Source organism: Xanthomonas sp. LMG 12462, assembly GCF_009192885.1.
In the GTDB taxonomy this organism is placed as follows: domain Bacteria; phylum Pseudomonadota; class Gammaproteobacteria; order Xanthomonadales; family Xanthomonadaceae; genus Xanthomonas_A; species Xanthomonas_A sontii.
The window spans coordinates 28278-44760 of sequence record NZ_NMPP01000059.1 but is presented as its reverse complement, the minus strand read 5'-3'; the positions used below and the strand labels follow the sequence as shown (position 1 = coordinate 44760).

Genomic DNA, 16483 nt, shown 5'->3' with positions numbered 1-16483 from the left:
GCGTCCCTCGCATGCGTCCGCACCTCCATGTGCGGACGTCCATAGGAAAGACCTCATGACACAACGCAAGGGCATCATTCTCGCTGGCGGCTCCGGCACGCGGCTGTATCCGATCACCAAGGGCGTCAGCAAGCAGCTGCTGCCGGTGTACGACAAGCCGATGATCTACTACCCGCTCAGCGTGCTGATGCTGGCCGGGATCCGCGAGGTGCTGATCATCAACACCCCGCACGAGCAGGCGCTGTTCCAGGCGCTGCTGGGCGATGGCGCGCAGTGGGGCATGGACATCCAGTACGCGGTGCAGCCGAGTCCGGACGGGCTGGCTCAGGCCTATCTGATCGGCCGCGACTTCGTCGCCGGCAAGCCGAGCTGCCTGGTGCTGGGCGACAACATCTTCCACGGCCACGGTCTGACCGAGACCTTGCAGCGCGCCGATGCGCGGCAACAGGGTGCCACCGTGTTCGGCTACTGGGTCAACGATCCCGAACGCTACGGCGTGGCCGAGTTCGACGCCTCTGGCAAGGTCATCGACATCGAGGAAAAACCGGCCAAGCCGCGCTCCCACTATGCGGTCACCGGCCTGTATTTCTACGATGGCCAGGCCAGCGACCATGCGGCGGAGCTGAAGCCCTCGCCGCGCGGCGAACTGGAGATCACCGATCTCAACCGCCGTTACCTGGACGCCGGCGCACTGCACCTGGAAGCGCTGGGCCGCGGCTATGCGTGGCTGGACACCGGCACCCACCAGTCGCTGCACGAGGCCTCCAATTTCATCGAGACCATCCAGTCGCGGCAGGGCCTGCAGGTGTGCTGCCCGGAAGAGATCGCTTTCGGGAATGGATGGATCGATGCGGCGCAGCTGGAGAAACTTGCCGCTCCGCTGCGCAAGAACGCTTATGGCAACTACCTGCATGAACTGGCTGTACGAGGAACCGTTCCGTGAAAGTGATTGAAACCAATCTGCCCGGCTGCGTGGTGATCGAGCCGGCGGTGTTCGGCGACGCGCGTGGCTATTTCTTCGAGACCTGGAATGCCGAGCGGTTTGGCGAGCACGGGCTGCCGACCAAGTTCGTGCAGAGCAACGTCTCCACCTCGGCCAAGGGCGTGCTGCGCGGCCTGCATTACCAGTGGCCGCGGCCGCAGGGCAAGCTTGTCAGCGTGCTGGAGGGAGAGGTGTACGACGTTGCCGTCGACATCCGCCACGGCTCGCCGCACTTCGGCCGCTGGGCTGCGGTGGTGCTGAGCGCGGAGAACAAGAAGCAGTTCTGGATTCCGGAAGGTTTCGCGCACGGGTTTGCCGTGCTGTCGGAGCGGGCGGTGTTCAGCTATCTGTGCACCGACGTGTACGTCAAGGAAGCCGACGCAGGCGTGCGCTGGGACGATGCCGCGATCGGCGTGGACTGGCCGATCTCCGAGCCGGTGCTGTCGGGCAAGGACGCGGTTGCGCCGTTCCTGGCCGATATCCCGCTCGAGCGCCTGCCGGTGTACCAGCCATGAGCGTGCTGGTCTTCGGCGGCAACGGCCAGGTCGGGCAGGAACTGCTGCGGGCGTTGGCGGGCCAGGGACCGGTGCTGGCGACCACCCGCAGCGGCCAGTTGCCCGACGGTAGCGCCTGCGAGCGCGCTGATTTCGATCAGCCGCAGACGCTGGGGGCGCTGCTGGACCGGCTGCGGCCGACGGCCGTGGTCAACGCCGCGGCCTACACCGCGGTCGATCGTGCCGAGCAGGACGCCGAGGCGGCGCACCGCGCCAATGCCGAGTCGCCGGCGGCGATCGCCGCCTGGTGCGCGGCGCATGGCGTGCCGCTGGTGCATTACTCCACCGATTACGTGTTCGACGGCCAGGGCACGCAGCCTTATCCCGAGGACGCGCCAACCGCGCCGCTGGGCGTGTACGGTGCGACCAAGCTGGCCGGCGAGGAGGCGATCCGCGCATCCGCTGCGCAGCACCTGATCTTCCGCACCGCCTGGGTCTACGCCGCGCACGGGCACAATTTTTTGCGCACCATGCTGCGGGTGGGCGCCGACCGCGACGAACTCAAGGTAGTCGCCGACCAGGTCGGCACGCCGACGCCGGCGGCGCTGATCGCCGATGTCACCGCACGCGTGTTGGCCCAGCGCGCGACGCTGCCGTCCGGCACCTGGCATCTGACCGCGGCAGGCGAGACCACTTGGCACGGCTTCGCCGAAGCGATCTTCGCCGAGGCGGTGGCGGTGGGCCTGTTGCCGCGCGCGCCGCGGGTGTTGCCGATCACCACCGCGGAGTATCCGACCCCGGCCAAGCGCCCGGCGTATTCGCGCCTGGACGTGTCGCGCCTGCAGCGCGATTTCGCGCTGGAACTGCCGCAGTGGCGCGATGGCCTGCGCCAGGTGATCGGCGAACTCGCTGCGGCAACGCCGACCGCCTGATCCGTCGTACGCAGAACGCCACGCAGCCAAAAACAAAGAGCCGGGCAGTGCCCGGCTCTTTGCGTTGCGGCCTGCGCCGAACTCAGGTGCGCCCGTAGGTGTCCTCGAAGCGCACGATGTCGTCTTCGCCCAGGTAGCTGCCCGACTGCACTTCGATCAGCTCCAGCGGCAGCTTGCCCGGGTTCTTCAAACGATGCGTCACCCCGAGCGGGATGTAAGTGCTCTGGTTCTCGGTGAGCAGCAGCACCTCGTCGCCACGGGTGACCTCGGCGGTGCCGCTGACCACGATCCAGTGCTCGGCGCGGTGGTGATGCATCTGCAGGCTCAGCGTGGCGCCGGGTTTGACCGTGATGCGCTTGACCTGGAAGCGCTGGCCGTTGTCGATCGAATCGTAGGCGCCCCACGGGCGGTACACCTTGCGATGCCAGGTGGCTTCGGAACGCCCATCGGCCTTGATCCTGCCGACGATGTCCTTCACTTCCTGGATGCGTTGGCGATGGCCGACCAGTACCGCGTCGTCGGTCTCCACCACCACCACGTCCTGCAGGCCCACCATCGCGATCAGGCGCGAGCCGTAGGCGTAGGTGTTGCGGCAATCGATCTCGATCACGTCGCCGTGGTGTGCGTTGCCATTGGCGTCCTGCGGCGACACGTCCAGCAGTGCCGACCACGAGCCGACGTCGCTCCACTTCGCGTCCAGCGGCACCACCACCGCGTCGGCGGTCTTTTCCATCACCGCGTAGTCGATGGAGTCGGAAGGACTGGCGGCGAACGCCTCCTTGTCCAGACGGGTGAAGTCGGCATCGCGCTTGGCCGATTGCCAGGCCTTGGTGCAGGCGTCGGCGATGGCGGGCTGGAACTTGCGCAGTTCTTCCAGATAGCGCGAGGCGCGGAACAGGAACATGCCGCTGTTCCAGTAGTACTCGCCGGAGGCCAGGTAGCTTTTCGCGGTCGCCAGGTCGGGCTTTTCGACGAAGCGCTCGACCGCGTGCGCGCCGTCGCCGGCGGCGGCCTTGATGTAGCCGTAGCCGGTTTCCGGTGCGGTCGGCTTGATCCCGAACGTCACCAGCTTGCCTTGCTCGGCCGCGACGGCGGCCACGCGCACCGCGGCCTGGAAGGCGGCTTCGTCGCCGATCACGTGGTCGGAGGGCAGGACCAGCAACAGCGGGTCGGCGCCATCGCGCGCGGCCTCCAGCGCCGCCACGGCGATCGCCGGCGCGGTGTTGCGGCCCTTGGGTTCGAGCAGGATCGCATGTGGCTTCACGCCGATCTGCTGCAACTGCTCGGCCGCGACGAAGCGGTGCTCCTCGTTGGCGACCACGATCGGCGCGTGCGCGGCCACGGGTGCCGCGCGCTGCCAGGTGGCCTGCAGCATGCTCTGCTCGCCGACCAGCGGCAGGAACTGTTTCGGGTACGACTCGCGCGACAGCGGCCACAGCCGCGTGCCGGAACCGCCGGACAGGATGATGGGAAGGACGTCGCTCATGGGCGGGGGAACTCCATAGTGCGTCTAGGGGGAGGGTGGTGGGATCAGCCGCGCAGCAGCTCGGAGATCTCCTGGGTGCGCTGCTCCAGCAGCGCCGCGTCGCCGCGGGTTTCCACGTTCAGGCGCAGCAGCGGTTCGGTGTTGGAACTGCGCAGGTTGAAACGCCAGTCGGCGAATTCGGCGCTGACGCCGTCGGTGTAGTCCAGCGTCGGCGCGTGCGAGGCGAAGTGCTCCATCACCCGCGCCACGGCGGCCTTGGCGTCGGCGACCTTGAAGTTGATCTCGCCGCTGCACGGGAACTTCTGCATGCGCGCCTCGACCAGGTCGGCCAGCGAGCGGCCGGACTGCGACACCAGCTCGGCGATCAGCAGCCACGGGATCATGCCGGAGTCGGCGTAGGCGAATTCGCGGAAATAGTGGTGCGCGCTCATTTCGCCGCCGTACACGGCGTTCTCGCTGCGCATCTTCTCCTTGATGAAGGCATGGCCGCTCTTGCACAGCACCGGGATGCCGCCGGCTTCTTCGACCTGTTCGATGGTGTTCCAGGTCAGGCGCGGGTCGTGCACGACCTTGCCGCCCGGTTGCTTGGCCAGGATCGCCTGCGCCAGCAGGCCCACCAGGTAGTAGCCCTCGATGAAGCGGCCGTCGGCGTCGAAGAAGAAGCAGCGATCGAAGTCGCCATCCCAGGCGATGCCGAAGTCGGCGCCGTGCTGCTTGACCGCATTGGCGGTGGCGGCGCGGTTCTCCGGCAGCAGCGGGTTGGGAATGCCGTTGGGGAAGTGCCCGTCCGGCTCGTGGAAGACGCGCACGAACTCGAACGGCAGGTGCGGCGCGAGCAGGTCGACGATGGCGCCGGCGCCGCCGTTGCCGGCGTTGACCACCAGCTTCAGCGGCTTGAGCGTGGCGCGGTCGACATAGCTGAGCAGGTGCTCGATGTAAGCGCTCTTGTCCGGGCGGTGGTGCTCGGCGGCGGTCGGCTCGGCGGCCGCCGCGGTGTCGGCGGCGACGGTGTCGCGGATGGCGAACAGGCCGGTGTCGGAGCTGATCGGGCGCGCGTTCTCGCGCACCAGCTTCATGCCGTTGTAGTCCATCGGGTTGTGGCTGGCGGTGACCATCACGCCGCCGGCGGCCTGCAGGTGGTCGGTCTGGAAATACACTTCCTCGGTGCCGCACAGGCCGATGTCGATGACCTCGCGGCCGCTGGCGCGCAGGCCCGCCGACAGCGCGTCCTGCAGCCCCTGGCTGGCCAGGCGGACGTCGTGGCCCACGACGACCGGCCCGCTGCCCAATTGCCCCGCCAGCGCCACGCCGATGCGACGCGCCAAGTCCTCGTTCAGTTCGTCGGGTACGCGACCGCGGATGTCGTAGGCCTTGAATGCGGGAAGCGACATGGAAGAGGGTCCTAGTTGGGGGAAACCGGAGTGTAACGTTACGGCGCTTAATCGGTCGTTGCGGCGGTGCAGCGGTGGGCGCAGTCCCCAAGCGGCTAAACTAGCTGTCTACATTCCAATGCGGAGCTGACGAATGGGCGACACCTCTACCCCTGCGGGCGGGCGGCGCGGCAAGCTTTTCCCCGATGCGGCCACGGCGCTGGCCGATGTGGTGGCGGACGGACAGACCCTGGCGGTCGGCGGGTTCGGCCTGTGCGGTATTCCCGAGGCCCTGATCGCGGCCTTGCGCGACAGCGGCGTCGGCGGCCTCACGGTGATCTCCAACAACGCCGGCGTCGATGGCTTCGGCCTGGGCCAGCTGCTGGCGACGCGGCAGATCCGCAAGATGATTTCGTCCTACGTCGGCGAGAACAAGGAGTTCGAACGCCAGTACCTGGCCGGCGAACTGGAGCTGGAATTCAATCCGCAGGGCACCCTGGCCGAGCGCTTGCGCGCCGGCGGTGCCGGCATCCCCGCGTTCTTCACCGCCACCGGCTACGGCACGGTGGTGGCCGAGGGCAAGGAGACCCGCGAGTTCGACGGCAAGCACTACGTGCTGGAGACCGCGTTGCGCGCCGACGTGGCCCTGGTCAAGGCATGGAAGGCCGATGCCGCCGGCAACCTGGTGTTCCGCAAGACCGCGCGCAACTTCAACCCGGCCTGCGCGATGGCCGGCAAGTTCTGCATCGCCGAGGTCGAGGATGTCGTGGAGACCGGCAGCCTCGATCCGGACCAGGTGCACCTGCCCGGCATCTACGTCGACCGCATCGTGCACAACCCGCATCCCGAAAAACGCATCGAACAGCGCACCCTGCGCCAGAAGGACGCCTGACATGGCCTGGACCCGCGACGACATGGCGCAGCGCGCCGCCCGCGAACTCACCGACGGCGCCTACGTGAACCTGGGCATCGGCCTGCCGACCCTGGTCGCCAACCACATTCCCGAGGGCGTGGACGTGTGGCTGCAATCGGAGAACGGCCTGCTCGGCATCGGCCCGTTCCCGACCGAGGACGAGGTCGACGCCGACCTGATCAACGCCGGCAAGCAGACCGTCACCGCCCGCGCCGGCGCCAGCTACTTCGGCAGCCACGATTCCTTCGCGATGATCCGCGGTGGTCATATCGACCTGGCGATTCTCGGCGCGATGCAGGTCAGCGAGAAGGGCGACCTGGCCAACTGGATGGTGCCCGGCAAGATGGTCAAGGGCATGGGCGGGGCGATGGACCTGGTGGCCGGGGTCAAGCGCGTGGTCGTGCTGATGGAACACGTGGCCAAGGACGGCAGCCACAAGATCCTGCCGGCCTGCGACCTGCCGTTGACCGGCGTCGGCGTGGTCGACCGCATCATCACCGACCTGGCCGTGTTCGACGTCACCGACAGCGGCCTGGTGCTGGTGGAAACCGCCGAGGGCGTGGACGAGGCCGAACTGGTCGCCAAGACCGGGGTGCCGTTCCGACGCGGGTAAGCGCCGGAACAGCTTCCCTCAGCTGCTCCGCTGCGCGTAGGCGTAGTCGGCGGACACTGGTGGCGGCTGGCCGAGCAGGTCGGCCACGGTAGTGACGCGATAGCCGACGCGCTCGGCCAGCGGCGCGACCAGCCGCTCCACCGCATGCGCCAGGGTGGCGTCGAGTTGCCCTTGCTCCGGCTCGAATTCCGACGGGCACAGGCCGCTGTCCAGCAGCGGCCGCAACCCCTGCAGGCGTGCCCAGAACATGCTGCCCGAGATGAACTGCGCCTGCTCCAGGCGCGTATCGCAATGGCCGGTCCGGCGCAGCAGGTAGTCGGCGGCCGCGCGGTTGCCGCCCCAGAAGTCGGCCAGCGGCAGCAGGTGGCCTTCGGGCGCGACCAGGCCGAGCGCAGGTTCCTGCGCGAAGGCCTGCAGCACGCGCGCGGCGCGGTCGGTGCCGGTCAGGCGCTGCAGCAGTTCGCTGCGCCAGGCATCGCCGTTGGACAGATGGGTGCTGCGCTTGGTGTGCAGTTTCAGCACCACGTCCACGCCGTCGCGCAGCAGCCGCTCGGCTGCGTGCAGGAACGGCAGGATGTCGCGGCCGCGGTTCTCCAGCACCATCACCTCGAACGGGAATGCGCACGCGTGCAGGTGCGTGCGCACGGCATCGGCCTGCTCGGGCGAGGTGGTGACCAGCAGGCGCCAGGGCAGGGCGCTCGCGGCGAGCTGCGCCAGCAGTTCCGGCAGCACCTGCGGATACCAGGCGTGGATGATCGCGTGCGGTGTCGTGTCGCGCGCCGGCAGCGGTGCAAGCGCGCGACGGGTGGCGTCGAGATAGGCATGACCCAGTCGCGCGTCCGGCTCCAGCACGGCGCCTTCGGCCCATTCGTTCCAGGCGTTGACGAAGACCAGGCGCTGCTCGGCGCGGCGGCCCTGCAGCCGCGTGTGGATCGTGGTGCGCAGCCAGTCCTCGTAGCCGCGCGGCGAGGCATGCAGATAGACGCGGCCGGCACCGGGGCGGCGCGCTTCGTTGTCCCAACCCGGGTTGACGCCCGGATACAGCAGGTAGTCGGGCAGCGGGCGCGCGGCGATCTCCGCGGCCAGGGCGCGCCAATCCAGCACGGCACCGCTGTAGTTAGGATTGAGCAGGTGCTGATCGGCCGCCAGCGAACGCGGATTGCTCATGTTCGGCGGGAACTCGACCGCCGCGTCGAAACCGATGTCGCGCGGATCCGGTCGCTCGAAGCCCTGCACGTAGGCCAGGTGCAGTTCGCCGATGCCGTGCGCGCGGCACCAGTCGCGCCAGCGCGTCGCGGTGGCCTGCGGATCCGGCAGCAGGTGCGGGCGGTACACCAGCAGCATCGGCCGGCCGTCCACGCGCAGGCAGCGCGGATCGCGCAGGTAGTCGGCGACGTGCGCGATGAAGTCCAGGTCGTCCTGCGCGCTGTGCGCCTGCGCCATCAGCACGTCGTCGCCGCGGCCGTCCCAGCGCCGCGACCATTGTTCGTTGGCCCAGCACAGGCAGAACGGCAGTTCCAGCGTGGGATCGTCCAGCCACTGCCGCAGCGGCGTCTCCAGCAGGGTCTTGCCGCCGAACCAGTAGAAGTAGAAGCAGAACGCGCCGACGCCGTACTGCTTCGCCAGCGCCACCTGCTGGCGCATGCTGTGCGGGTTGCGCAGGTCGTAGAAGCCCAGGTCCGCCGGCAGCCGCGGCTGCACGTGTCCCTCGAATTGCGGCAGCGCGCGGGTGACGTTGCGCCATTCGGTGAAACCGGTGCCCCACCAGGCATCGTTCTCCGGGATCGGATGGAACTGCGGCAGGTAGAACGCCACCACGGTGGCAGGCAGCAGTGTCGGCAACGGCGCCTGCTGCGAGGAGACATGGCCGATCGCACGCTCGTCGGCGCGCGCGCGCGGCCGGCGTTCGCCGAACCCACCGCCCACCTGTCCGCGCGGCGGTGGCGGCACCAGGTCTGCATGGCGTTCCAGGAACCGCGCGCGCAGGCGGTCGCGCTGCGCCTGCGATAGCGGCAGGGCGCGGAAGCCGGCACGCAGCGTCAGGAACAGTGCGGTCTTCAGGCGCGCGGGCAGGCCTGCGCTCACAGGTTCTGGTAATTCGGCCCGGAGCCGCCTTCCGGCGTCACCCAGTTGATGATCGCGTAGGGATCCTTGATGTCGCAGGTCTTGCAGTGCACGCAGTTGGCGGCGTTGATCTGCAGGCGCTTGCCGGCCGCGTCGTCGACGATCTCGTACACCGCCGCCGGGCAGAAGCGCGTGCAGGGGTTGCCGTATTCCTCAGTGCAGCGGGTCACGCAGATCTGCGGATCCAGCACGTGCAGGTGCACCGGCTGGTCCTCGTCGTGCTCGGTGGCGGCGAAGTACACGCCCTGCAGGCGGTCGCGCGGCGCCAGCTCGCGCTGCACGTAGTCGCGCTTGGGTTGCTCGTGCTCGCCGAGCCGGTCCAGGCTCTTCCAGTCGGCACCGACCTTCAGCGTCCACGGCGAGGCGCCCTTGACCAGGGTTTCCCAGGCGCCGTTGAGCAGGCCGAACCACAGCCCCTTCTTGAAGCCGGGCTTGATGTTGCGTACCTGACGGAGCTCGGCCATCACTTCGGAGTTGCGCAGGCGCGCGTCGAAGCCGGCCGGGTCCAGCGCGGCACCGGCGGCGAGGTGTTCGGCGGCGAGCATGCCGCTGCGGATCGCCTGGTGGGTACCCTTGATCTTGGGCACGTTGAGCAGGCCGGCGGTGTCGCCGATCAGCAGCGCGCCGGGCATCTCCACCTTCGGCAGCGACTGCCAGCCGCCGCTGGCGATGGCGCGCGCACCCGCCGAGAGGATGGTGCCGCCATCCAGCAGCGACTTCATCATCGGGTGGTTCTTCCATTGCTGGAAGGCTTCCCAAGGGCGGTATTCGGGGTCGTGGTAGTCCAGGCCGCTGACGTAGCCCAGCGCCACCTGGTTGTTCTCCAGGTGGTACAGGAAGCTGCCGCCATAGGTCTTGCTGTCGGCCGGCCAGCCCAGGGTGTGCACGATCTTGCCGGGGCTGACGCGGCCCTCGGGCAGCTGCCACAGCTCCTTGATGCCGATCGAGAAGGCCTGCGGATCGTGCCCGGCGTCGAGCGCGAAGCGCGCGATCAGGCGCTTGGTCAGGTGTCCGCGCGCGCCTTCGGCCAGCACCGTGACCTTGGCGCGGATGTCGATGCCGGCGGTGTAGCCGGGCTTGTGCGATCCGTCCTTGGCCACGCCCATGTCGCCGATGCGCACGCCCAGCACCGTGCCGTCCTCGGCGTGCAGGGTCTCGGCGGCGGCAAAGCCCGGGTAGATCTCCACGCCCAGCGCCTCGGCCTGCGGCGCCAGCCAGGCGCACATCGCGCCGAGGCTGACGATGAAGTTGCCGTGGTTGCGCATGCCCGGCGGCACCATCGGGAACTTGTGCCCGCCGTCCTTGCTCAGGTACCAGAACTCGTCCTCGGCCGCGGGCACGCAGATCGGCGGCGGGTTGTCGCGCCAGCCCGGCAGCAGCGCGTCCAGCGGCGCCGGTTCGATCACCGCGCCGGACAGGATGTGCGCGCCGATGGTGCTGGCTTTCTCGATCACGCAGACCGAGATGTCGGGGTTGAGCTGCTTGAGCCGGATCGCGAACGCCAACCCGGCCGGGCCTGCGCCGACGGTGACGACGTCGTATTCCATGACGTCGCGCTCCACTGGCTCCGGCGCATTGGCGCCGCCCTCGGTTCCCGTCATCTGCTCCGCTCCCGTTGGCTCGTTCTGGCTGCCTGCATTTTCAGGGTTTGCGCGTGAAGGGGCAAATTCCGCACGCCGGCGTATGGTTGTCGCCGACATGCTAGCGTGGCGCGATGGAACTGGACCTGCCTGGCGCCGATCTGCGCTGGTATCCCGAGTGGCTGGACCCGGCCGTGGCGGCGGCACTGTGCGCGCAGTTGCTGCAGGACGTGCCGTGGGAGGTGCACCGGATCCGCCTGTTCGGCAAGCTGGTCGATTCGCCGCGGCTGAGCTGCTGGATCGGCGACGCCGACGCCAGCTACCGTTATTCCGGCACCCGCTTCGCGCCGCATCCGTGGCCAGCGGCGCTGCTGCCGCTGCGCGCGCGCTTGGCGGCCGAGACCGGAGTGGCGTTCAACAGCGTGCTCGCCAACCGTTACCGCGACGGCCGCGACGCCATGGGCTGGCACAGCGACGACGAGCGCGAACTCGGTCCGACGCCGGTGATCGCCTCGCTGAGCCTGGGGGCGACGCGTCGCTTCGTGCTGCGCCATCGTCAGCAGCCGGCACTGCGCCAGGCGCTGGAACTGACCTCCGGCGGGCTGTTGCTGATGGCGGGCGAGACCCAACGCCTGTACCGGCATGCGCTGCCGCGCACGGCCAAGCCGGTGGGGGAGCGGATCAACCTGACCTTCCGCAGGATCGTGTGATGCCTGAGTTCTTCTCCCTTTGGGAGAAGGTGCCCCGAAGGGGTGGATGAGGGTGGGGTGGCTGGGGAGGTGTCTGGAGAAGACGGCTCCGCGGTCGTCGCACCCTCACCCCCGACCCCTCTCCCGGTGGGAGAGGGGAGCGAAGCCTTGAGCCCTTCTCCCTTTGGGAGAAGGTGCCCCGAAGGGGCGGATGAGGGTTGGGTGGCTAGGGAGGTGTCTGGAGAAGACGGCTCCGCGGCCGTCGCACCCTCACCCCCGACCCCTCTCCCGGTGGGAGAGGGGAGCCATCAGCGCCGTGGCGGCTTCGGGCTGGCCGGCGGTGGCACGCTGGGCGCCAGCGCGGTGGCGGCGTCGGCCTGGCCCTGCTGCAGGGTCCAGCCGACCACGTCGTGGCCGAGTTGCGACATGGCCTGGCCGAAGGCGTCGACCACCTGCGATTCGGCTGTGCCGGCGGCGGGCTGGGTCACCAGGAAGGTGCGCGAGGCGACCACGCGCTGGTCGGCGCTGTACAGCAGCTTGGCGTTGAGTTCGATGGTGGCCGACGGCACCGCGCGCCCGGCGTAGTCCGATTCGAAACGGCGCAGGTCCAGCAGCAGCTTGTAGTCGGCGCGGATGCCGGTGCCGAGCCGGGCCACGCCCGGAATGCGCCCGGAATCCTCGAACGCGCGCAGCAGCATGTCCTCGAGCATGTCGGTGGCCGGTTGCGCCCAACTTACGCCGCCATATACCTGCAGTTCGTCGGGCGTCGGCCGCACCGCGATGCGCGAACTGTCGACCACGCGCGCGGCGCTGGGCTTGGTCAGCGCCAGTTGCCAGCTCACCTGCGGCCAGGCCGGGTCGGCGGTGACCCGCACGTCCGGCGCGTAGATCGTCACCGGCTCCTTGTTGCCGCCGGGCAGCGAACAGCCGGCCAGCAGCAGGGCCGGCACGGCGAGCAGGAGGAAGGCGCGCATCGGCTTCATTTGGGTTTGAACTCCTTCGGGGCGTCGCGGCCGAGCAGGTAGCGCGCGGGGTTGTTGTCCAGGCGGTCGCTGACCCGGCGCAGGTCGCGGATCAGGCCGCGCAGTTCGGTCAGGGTCGGGCCGAGCTGGCCGAGGCCGTCGTTGGCGAAGCTGTTGATCGCCGAGCGGTTCTCGCCAAGGATCTTGTCGGCATTGCCGGCGGCCGAATCCAGCTTGCTCAGCGTGTCCTCCAGCTTGTCCAGGATCGGCGGCAACTGCTGCACCAGGTTCTGGTCCAGGCGCTGGATGGTGCCGTTGGTGGTCTTGAGCGTGGTGTCCAGGTTGCGCGCCGCATCGCGCGCGCTGACGATCAGCGACTGCATGCCCTGGTCGCGGTCGGCCAGGCCGCCGCTGATGGTCTCCAGGTTGTGCAGGGTGGCGGTGATGCTGGCGACGTTGCGGTCGCTGAGCACCTCGTCCAGGCGCTCGACGATGCGGTTGGCGGTGTCGGTGATGTTCTGCAGCGCCGAGGGCGTGGTCTGGATGATCGGCGCGTCGCTGTTGTCGATCGAGGTCAGCGCCGGCGCTTCCGGGGTGCCGCCGGACAGTTGGATGATCGACGGGCCGGTCAGGCTGGTGATGCCCAGCTTGGCGCGGGTGTCGCTCTTGATCGGCGTGGTCGAATTGACCCGGACCCGCGCCACCACCTGGCGCGGATCGTTCGGCGCCAGGGTCAGCTCGGTGATCGAGCCCACCGCGATGCCGTTGTACTGCACCGGGCTGCCGACCGACAGGCCGGTCACCGCCTCGCGGAACACCACGCGGTATTCCTGCCAGGTGCGGTCGGAGGAGTACTTGGCGGCCCAGAGTCCGAACAGCAGCAGCGCGATCCCCACCACGATGGTGAAGGCGCCGATCAGCACGTAATTGGCTTTGGTTTCCATGGGCTCAGGGGGTCTCGGTCCAGGCGGTCTTGGCATCGCGCGCGGCGCGGGCGCGCGGGCCGTGGAAATACTCTTGGATCCACGGATGGTCCACTTGCTCGATCTCGGCCAGCGGCGCGTTGGCGATGACCTTGCGGTCGGCCAGCACCGCCACGCGGTCGCAGATAGCGTACAAGGTGTCCAGATCGTGGGTGATGAGGAACACGGTCAGGCCCAGCGCTTCCTGCAGGGTACGGATCAACCGGTCGAAGGCGGCCGCGCCGATCGGGTCCAGCCCGGCGGTGGGCTCGTCCAGGAACAGCAGCGGCGGATCCAGCGCCAGCGCACGCGCCAGCCCGGCGCGCTTGCGCATGCCGCCGGACAGCTGCGAGGGCAGCTTGTTCAATGCGTCGGCGGGCAGGCCCGCGAGCTTCACCTTCAGCAGCGCCAGCTCGTAGTGCCAGCTGTCGGGCAGTTCGCCGAAATGCTCCTTCAGCGGCACCTGCACGTTCTCGCCGACGGTCAGCGAGGAGAACAGCGCGCCGTCCTGGAACAGCACGCCGGTGTTGCGCTCCACGTGCAGGCGATCGGCGCGGCGCCCGGAATCGGTATCCACGCCGAGCACCTGGATCTTGCCGGCATCGGGCTCGCGCAGGCCGAGGATGGTGCGCATCAGCACCGACTTGCCGGTGCCCGAGCCGCCGACCACGCCGAGGATCTCGCCGCGGCGCACGTCCAGGTCCAGCTCCTCGTGCACGGTCTGGCTGCCGAAGCGATTGACCAGGCCGCGCACGGAGATGGCCAGTTCCTGGTCGGGAATCGGGAGTGGGGAATCGGGAATGGTCAAGGCATGCGCTCCCGGTCGACGTCGCTGACGCGGCCGGCGTTCCCCATTCCCGATTCTCGATTCCCGATTCCCGGCTTCAACTCACCACCCCATGTTCATGAACCACAGCGCGGCGATCGCGTCGATGATGATCACCAGCGAGATCGTCTGCACCACGCTGGAGGTGGTGCGCTCACCGACGGACTGCGCGGTGCCTTCAACGCGCAGTCCCTCCAGGCAGCCGATCAGGCCGATCACGATGGCGAAGATCGGCGCCTTGGACAGGCCCACCAGCATGTGCCGGATCTGAATGGTGTCGTGCATGCGCGCCAGATACATCTGCGGCGGGATGCCCAGGTCGAAGGCGCCCACAGTGACGCCGCCGGCCAGGCCGGCGATCATCGCCACGAAGGTCAGCAGCGGCAGCATCAGCAGCAGCGCCACCAGCCGCGGGATCACCAGCAGATCCATCGGGTCCAGGCCCAGGGTCTGGATCGCATCGACCTCCTCGCGCGCCTTCATCGCGCCGATCTGCGCGGTGAAGGCGCTGGCGGTGCGCCCGGCCAGCACGATCGCGGTCAGCAGCACCGCGAACTCGCGCAGGAAGGCGATGCTGACCAGTTCCACCACGTAGATCTCGGCGCCGAAGTCGCGCAGGATCGTGGAGCCGAGGAAGGCGATCACCGCGCCGACCAGATACGACAGCAGCGCCACCAGCGGCACCGCGTCCAGGCCGACCTGTTCCATGTGGTGCACGGTGGCGGTCAGGCGGAACCGGCGCGGCGCGTGCAGCAGCCGCAGCAGCTTGACCAGGGTCTCGCCGAGGAAACCGACCAGGGCGACGATTTCCTTGCCGTTGCGGTGCACCGCGTAGCCCAGGCGTTCCAGCGCCGCGGCGAAGCCATAGTCGCGCTTGCGCTTGGGGCGGTCGTCGGCGACGTCCTCGATGGTCGAGACCAGCGCGCGGTGGTCCTGGCGGAAATCCAGCGCCTCGTGGGCGATGCCGTTGCGGGTGGCGTAGCGCATCAGTTGCAGCACCCCGGCCGAATCCAGCTGGCCGATGCCGCTGGCGTCGATGCCGGTGGTGCCGGCGGGCATGCCGCGCAGCACTTCCGAGGAGGCCAGGGCGGTGGCCAGGGTCCAACTGCCGGTCAGCCGCACCCGCGAGGGGTCTCGGTCGTCCTGGCTGAGTTTGGGCGGTTGCGGTTCGATCATGGGGGCGTCCGGTGCGCGAGCATACCTGTTTCGCCCGTGTTGCAAATGTGGTGATCGCGACGGGGTGGCCGGGCGCGGCGTTCGCGCCATACTAGCCGACATGCCCGCCGCTCCCACCGTCAGTCCCTCCGCCAACGCGACCTACGCGCAGCGCATCGCCTTCGTTTCCGACATCGCCGGGCGACTGCACACCTACGGCACCACCGCGCAGCGGCTGGAGGCGGCGGTGGTGGCGCTGGCGCAGCAGTTGGACCTGGACTGCGAACCCTGGTCCAACCCGACCGGGCTGATCCTCAGCTTCAGCGACCCGACCAAGGCGATCGGCTCCAGCGACATCACCCGCGTGGTGCGGCTGGCGCCCGGCGACAACGACCTGCACAAGCTCAGCGTCGCCGACCGCATCGCCGACGACGTGGCCAGCGGGCGCATGAGCGTGGCCCAGGGCCACACCGCGCTGCGCCAGCTGGACCAGCCGCCGGGGCGGCGCTGGATGGCGATGCAGGTGCTCGGCTTCGGCCTGGCCGCGGCCGGCGTGGCCGGGTTGTGGCGCCTGCCGTGGCTGGACATCGCCACCGCCAGCGCGATCGGCCTGCTGATCGGTGTGCTCACCCAGCTCACCGACAAGCGCCCGGCCACCAAGGAAGCCAACGACGCGCTGGCGGCGTTGCTGGCCGGTTTCGTCGCGACCCTGGTGGCCAGTTTCGTGGCGCCGCTGAATCTCAATACGGTGATCATCGCCTCGCTGGTCGTGCTGCTGCCGGGTATGGCGCTGACCAATGCGGTCAACGAACTCACCAGCCAGCACTGGGTCTCGGGCACGGCGCGCTTCGCCGGCGCGGTCACCACCATCGTCAAGCTGACCGTCGGCGCGGTGATCGCGGTGACCCTGGCGCAACTGCTGGGCCTGGAGCCGATGGTGCGGGCGTCGCGGCCGCAGCACGGCTGGGTGGAATGGGCCTCGCTGCTGGTGGCCGCCTACGCGTTCGCCCTGCTGTTCAAGGCCAGCCTGCGCGATTATCCGTTCGTGATGGCGGCATCGGTGGCCGGCTACGCGATCGCGCGCTTCGCCGGCGACGCCTGGGGCAGCCCGGTCGGCATCTTCCTGTCGGCGATGGTATTGACCGCGGCCGGCAATCTGTTCGGACGCATCGTGCACCGGCCGGGTGCGCTGGTCCGGTTGCCGGGCATCATCATGCTGGTGCCGGGGAGTGCCAGCTTGCGCGGGCTATTGACCCTGGTCCAGCAGCAGGACGTGCTCGGTGGGCAATCGGCGCTGCTGACGGTGACCAATATCGTGATGGCGCTGGTCGCCGGCCTGCTGTTCGGCAATCTGTTGGTGCCGGCGCGCAAGAATCTTTGAATGCGGCAATAAAA

Annotated in this window: 15 protein-coding genes; 7 read left to right on the top strand and 8 right to left on the bottom strand. The window is 68.9% G+C overall.

The genetic code is table 11. The features are described 5' to 3' along the window. Positions 1 to 55: 55 nt before the first annotated feature. Genes rfbA through rfbD form a run of 3 tightly spaced genes read left to right on the top strand, consistent with a single transcriptional unit; the run spans position 56 to position 2408 of the window. Positions 56 to 943 (top strand): glucose-1-phosphate thymidylyltransferase RfbA, encoded by an 888-nt coding sequence (rfbA, locus tag CEK69_RS14675; protein WP_152246376.1) that lies wholly within the window; start codon positions 56 to 58, stop codon positions 941 to 943. Further along, positions 940 to 1497, top strand: coding sequence for a dTDP-4-dehydrorhamnose 3,5-epimerase (gene rfbC, locus CEK69_RS14670; RefSeq protein ID WP_152246374.1), 558 nt, complete (start codon positions 940 to 942; stop codon positions 1495 to 1497). Before rfbA ends, rfbC begins: the two co-directional genes overlap by 4 nt. Beyond that, on the top strand, positions 1494 to 2408 hold the full coding sequence (gene rfbD, locus CEK69_RS14665; RefSeq protein WP_152246372.1) for a dTDP-4-dehydrorhamnose reductase: 915 nt from the start codon (positions 1494 to 1496) through the stop codon (positions 2406 to 2408). The genes rfbC and rfbD overlap by 4 nt, the downstream gene beginning before the upstream one ends. Positions 2409 to 2490: 82 nt before the next feature. Here the strand turns inward: rfbD and CEK69_RS14660 are convergent, their stop codons facing one another. Then, positions 2491 to 3894, bottom strand: a complete 1404-nt coding sequence (locus CEK69_RS14660; RefSeq protein WP_152246370.1) for a mannose-1-phosphate guanylyltransferase/mannose-6-phosphate isomerase — start codon at positions 3892 to 3894, stop codon at positions 2491 to 2493. A 44-nt stretch (positions 3895 to 3938) separates the two neighbouring features. Then, entirely contained in the window at positions 3939 to 5285 is a 1347-nt protein-coding gene (locus tag CEK69_RS14655) for a phosphomannomutase (protein ID WP_152246368.1), read from the bottom strand. Between the two features lie 133 nt (positions 5286 to 5418). Here CEK69_RS14655 and CEK69_RS14650 point away from each other — a divergent pair, with 133 nt between their 5' ends. Both CEK69_RS14650 and CEK69_RS14645 read left to right on the top strand, forming a co-directional pair. Further along, on the top strand, positions 5419 to 6156 hold the full coding sequence (locus CEK69_RS14650; protein ID WP_152246366.1) for a CoA transferase subunit A: 738 nt from the start codon (positions 5419 to 5421) through the stop codon (positions 6154 to 6156). Position 6157: 1 nt separating this feature from the next. Then, complete coding sequence (locus CEK69_RS14645; RefSeq protein WP_152246364.1) at positions 6158 to 6790, top strand: CoA transferase subunit B; 633 nt, start codon at positions 6158 to 6160, stop codon at positions 6788 to 6790. 18 nt (positions 6791 to 6808) lie between these two features. On the opposite strand, the gene CEK69_RS14640 is transcribed toward CEK69_RS14645, so the two are convergent. Both CEK69_RS14640 and CEK69_RS14635 read right to left on the bottom strand, forming a co-directional pair. Further along, positions 6809 to 8875, bottom strand: a complete 2067-nt coding sequence (locus tag CEK69_RS14640; protein WP_152246362.1) for a glycoside hydrolase family 99-like domain-containing protein — start codon at positions 8873 to 8875, stop codon at positions 6809 to 6811. Next, positions 8872 to 10515, bottom strand: coding sequence for an electron transfer flavoprotein-ubiquinone oxidoreductase (locus tag CEK69_RS14635; RefSeq protein WP_152246360.1), 1644 nt, complete (start codon positions 10513 to 10515; stop codon positions 8872 to 8874). Before CEK69_RS14635 ends, CEK69_RS14640 begins: the two co-directional genes overlap by 4 nt. A 113-nt stretch (positions 10516 to 10628) precedes the next feature. On the opposite strand from CEK69_RS14635, the gene CEK69_RS14630 reads away from it, so the two are divergent. Beyond that, complete coding sequence (locus CEK69_RS14630; protein WP_152246358.1) at positions 10629 to 11204, top strand: alpha-ketoglutarate-dependent dioxygenase AlkB; 576 nt, start codon at positions 10629 to 10631, stop codon at positions 11202 to 11204. A 287-nt stretch (positions 11205 to 11491) separates the two neighbouring features. On the opposite strand, the gene CEK69_RS14625 is transcribed toward CEK69_RS14630, so the two are convergent. The 4 genes from CEK69_RS14625 to CEK69_RS14610 all read right to left on the bottom strand — a co-directional run bounded on the left by CEK69_RS14625 (position 11492) and on the right by CEK69_RS14610 (position 15109). Then, entirely contained in the window at positions 11492 to 12166 is a 675-nt protein-coding gene (locus CEK69_RS14625; protein WP_017907454.1) for an ABC-type transport auxiliary lipoprotein family protein, read from the bottom strand. Next, the gene (locus CEK69_RS14620) at positions 12163 to 13089 is read right to left on the bottom strand and encodes an MlaD family protein (RefSeq protein WP_152246356.1); all 927 of its coding nucleotides are present in this window, start codon (positions 13087 to 13089) and stop codon (positions 12163 to 12165) included. The genes CEK69_RS14625 and CEK69_RS14620 overlap by 4 nt, the downstream gene beginning before the upstream one ends. A gap of 4 nt (positions 13090 to 13093) precedes the next feature. Beyond that, positions 13094 to 13915 carry an ABC transporter ATP-binding protein gene (locus tag CEK69_RS14615; RefSeq protein WP_017914623.1) on the bottom strand — a complete coding sequence of 274 codons (822 nt, stop codon included), beginning with the start codon at positions 13913 to 13915 and terminating at the stop codon, positions 13094 to 13096. An 81-nt stretch (positions 13916 to 13996) separates the two neighbouring features. Then, entirely contained in the window at positions 13997 to 15109 is a 1113-nt protein-coding gene (locus CEK69_RS14610) for an ABC transporter permease (protein ID WP_010340194.1), read from the bottom strand. Between the two features lie 100 nt (positions 15110 to 15209). Between CEK69_RS14610 and CEK69_RS14605 the strand changes: the two genes are divergently transcribed. After that, the gene (locus CEK69_RS14605) at positions 15210 to 16469 is read left to right on the top strand and encodes a threonine/serine exporter family protein (RefSeq protein ID WP_017907457.1); all 1260 of its coding nucleotides are present in this window, start codon (positions 15210 to 15212) and stop codon (positions 16467 to 16469) included. The last annotated feature ends 14 nt before the right edge of the window (positions 16470 to 16483 follow it).

Bases quoted from the DNA above. Each gene is read 5' to 3' on its own strand.
- rfbA (WP_152246376.1), top strand. From the start codon at position 56: ATGACACAACGCAAGGGCATCATTCTCGCTGGCGGCTCCGGCACGCGG.
- rfbD (WP_152246372.1), top strand. From the start codon at position 1,494: ATGAGCGTGCTGGTCTTCGGCGGCAACGGCCAGGTCGGGCAGGAACTG.
- CEK69_RS14660 (WP_152246370.1), bottom strand. From the start codon at position 3,894: ATGAGCGACGTCCTTCCCATCATCCTGTCCGGCGGTTCCGGCACGCGG.
- CEK69_RS14655 (WP_152246368.1), bottom strand. From the start codon at position 5,285: ATGTCGCTTCCCGCATTCAAGGCCTACGACATCCGCGGTCGCGTACCC.
- CEK69_RS14650 (WP_152246366.1), top strand. From the start codon at position 5,419: ATGGGCGACACCTCTACCCCTGCGGGCGGGCGGCGCGGCAAGCTTTTC.
- CEK69_RS14645 (WP_152246364.1), top strand. From the start codon at position 6,158: ATGGCCTGGACCCGCGACGACATGGCGCAGCGCGCCGCCCGCGAACTC.
- CEK69_RS14635 (WP_152246360.1), bottom strand. From the start codon at position 10,515: ATGACGGGAACCGAGGGCGGCGCCAATGCGCCGGAGCCAGTGGAGCGC.
- CEK69_RS14630 (WP_152246358.1), top strand. From the start codon at position 10,629: ATGGAACTGGACCTGCCTGGCGCCGATCTGCGCTGGTATCCCGAGTGG.
- CEK69_RS14625 (WP_017907454.1), bottom strand. From the start codon at position 12,166: ATGAAGCCGATGCGCGCCTTCCTCCTGCTCGCCGTGCCGGCCCTGCTG.
- CEK69_RS14620 (WP_152246356.1), bottom strand. From the start codon at position 13,089: ATGGAAACCAAAGCCAATTACGTGCTGATCGGCGCCTTCACCATCGTG.
- CEK69_RS14610 (WP_010340194.1), bottom strand. From the start codon at position 15,109: ATGATCGAACCGCAACCGCCCAAACTCAGCCAGGACGACCGAGACCCC.
- CEK69_RS14605 (WP_017907457.1), top strand. From the start codon at position 15,210: ATGCCCGCCGCTCCCACCGTCAGTCCCTCCGCCAACGCGACCTACGCG.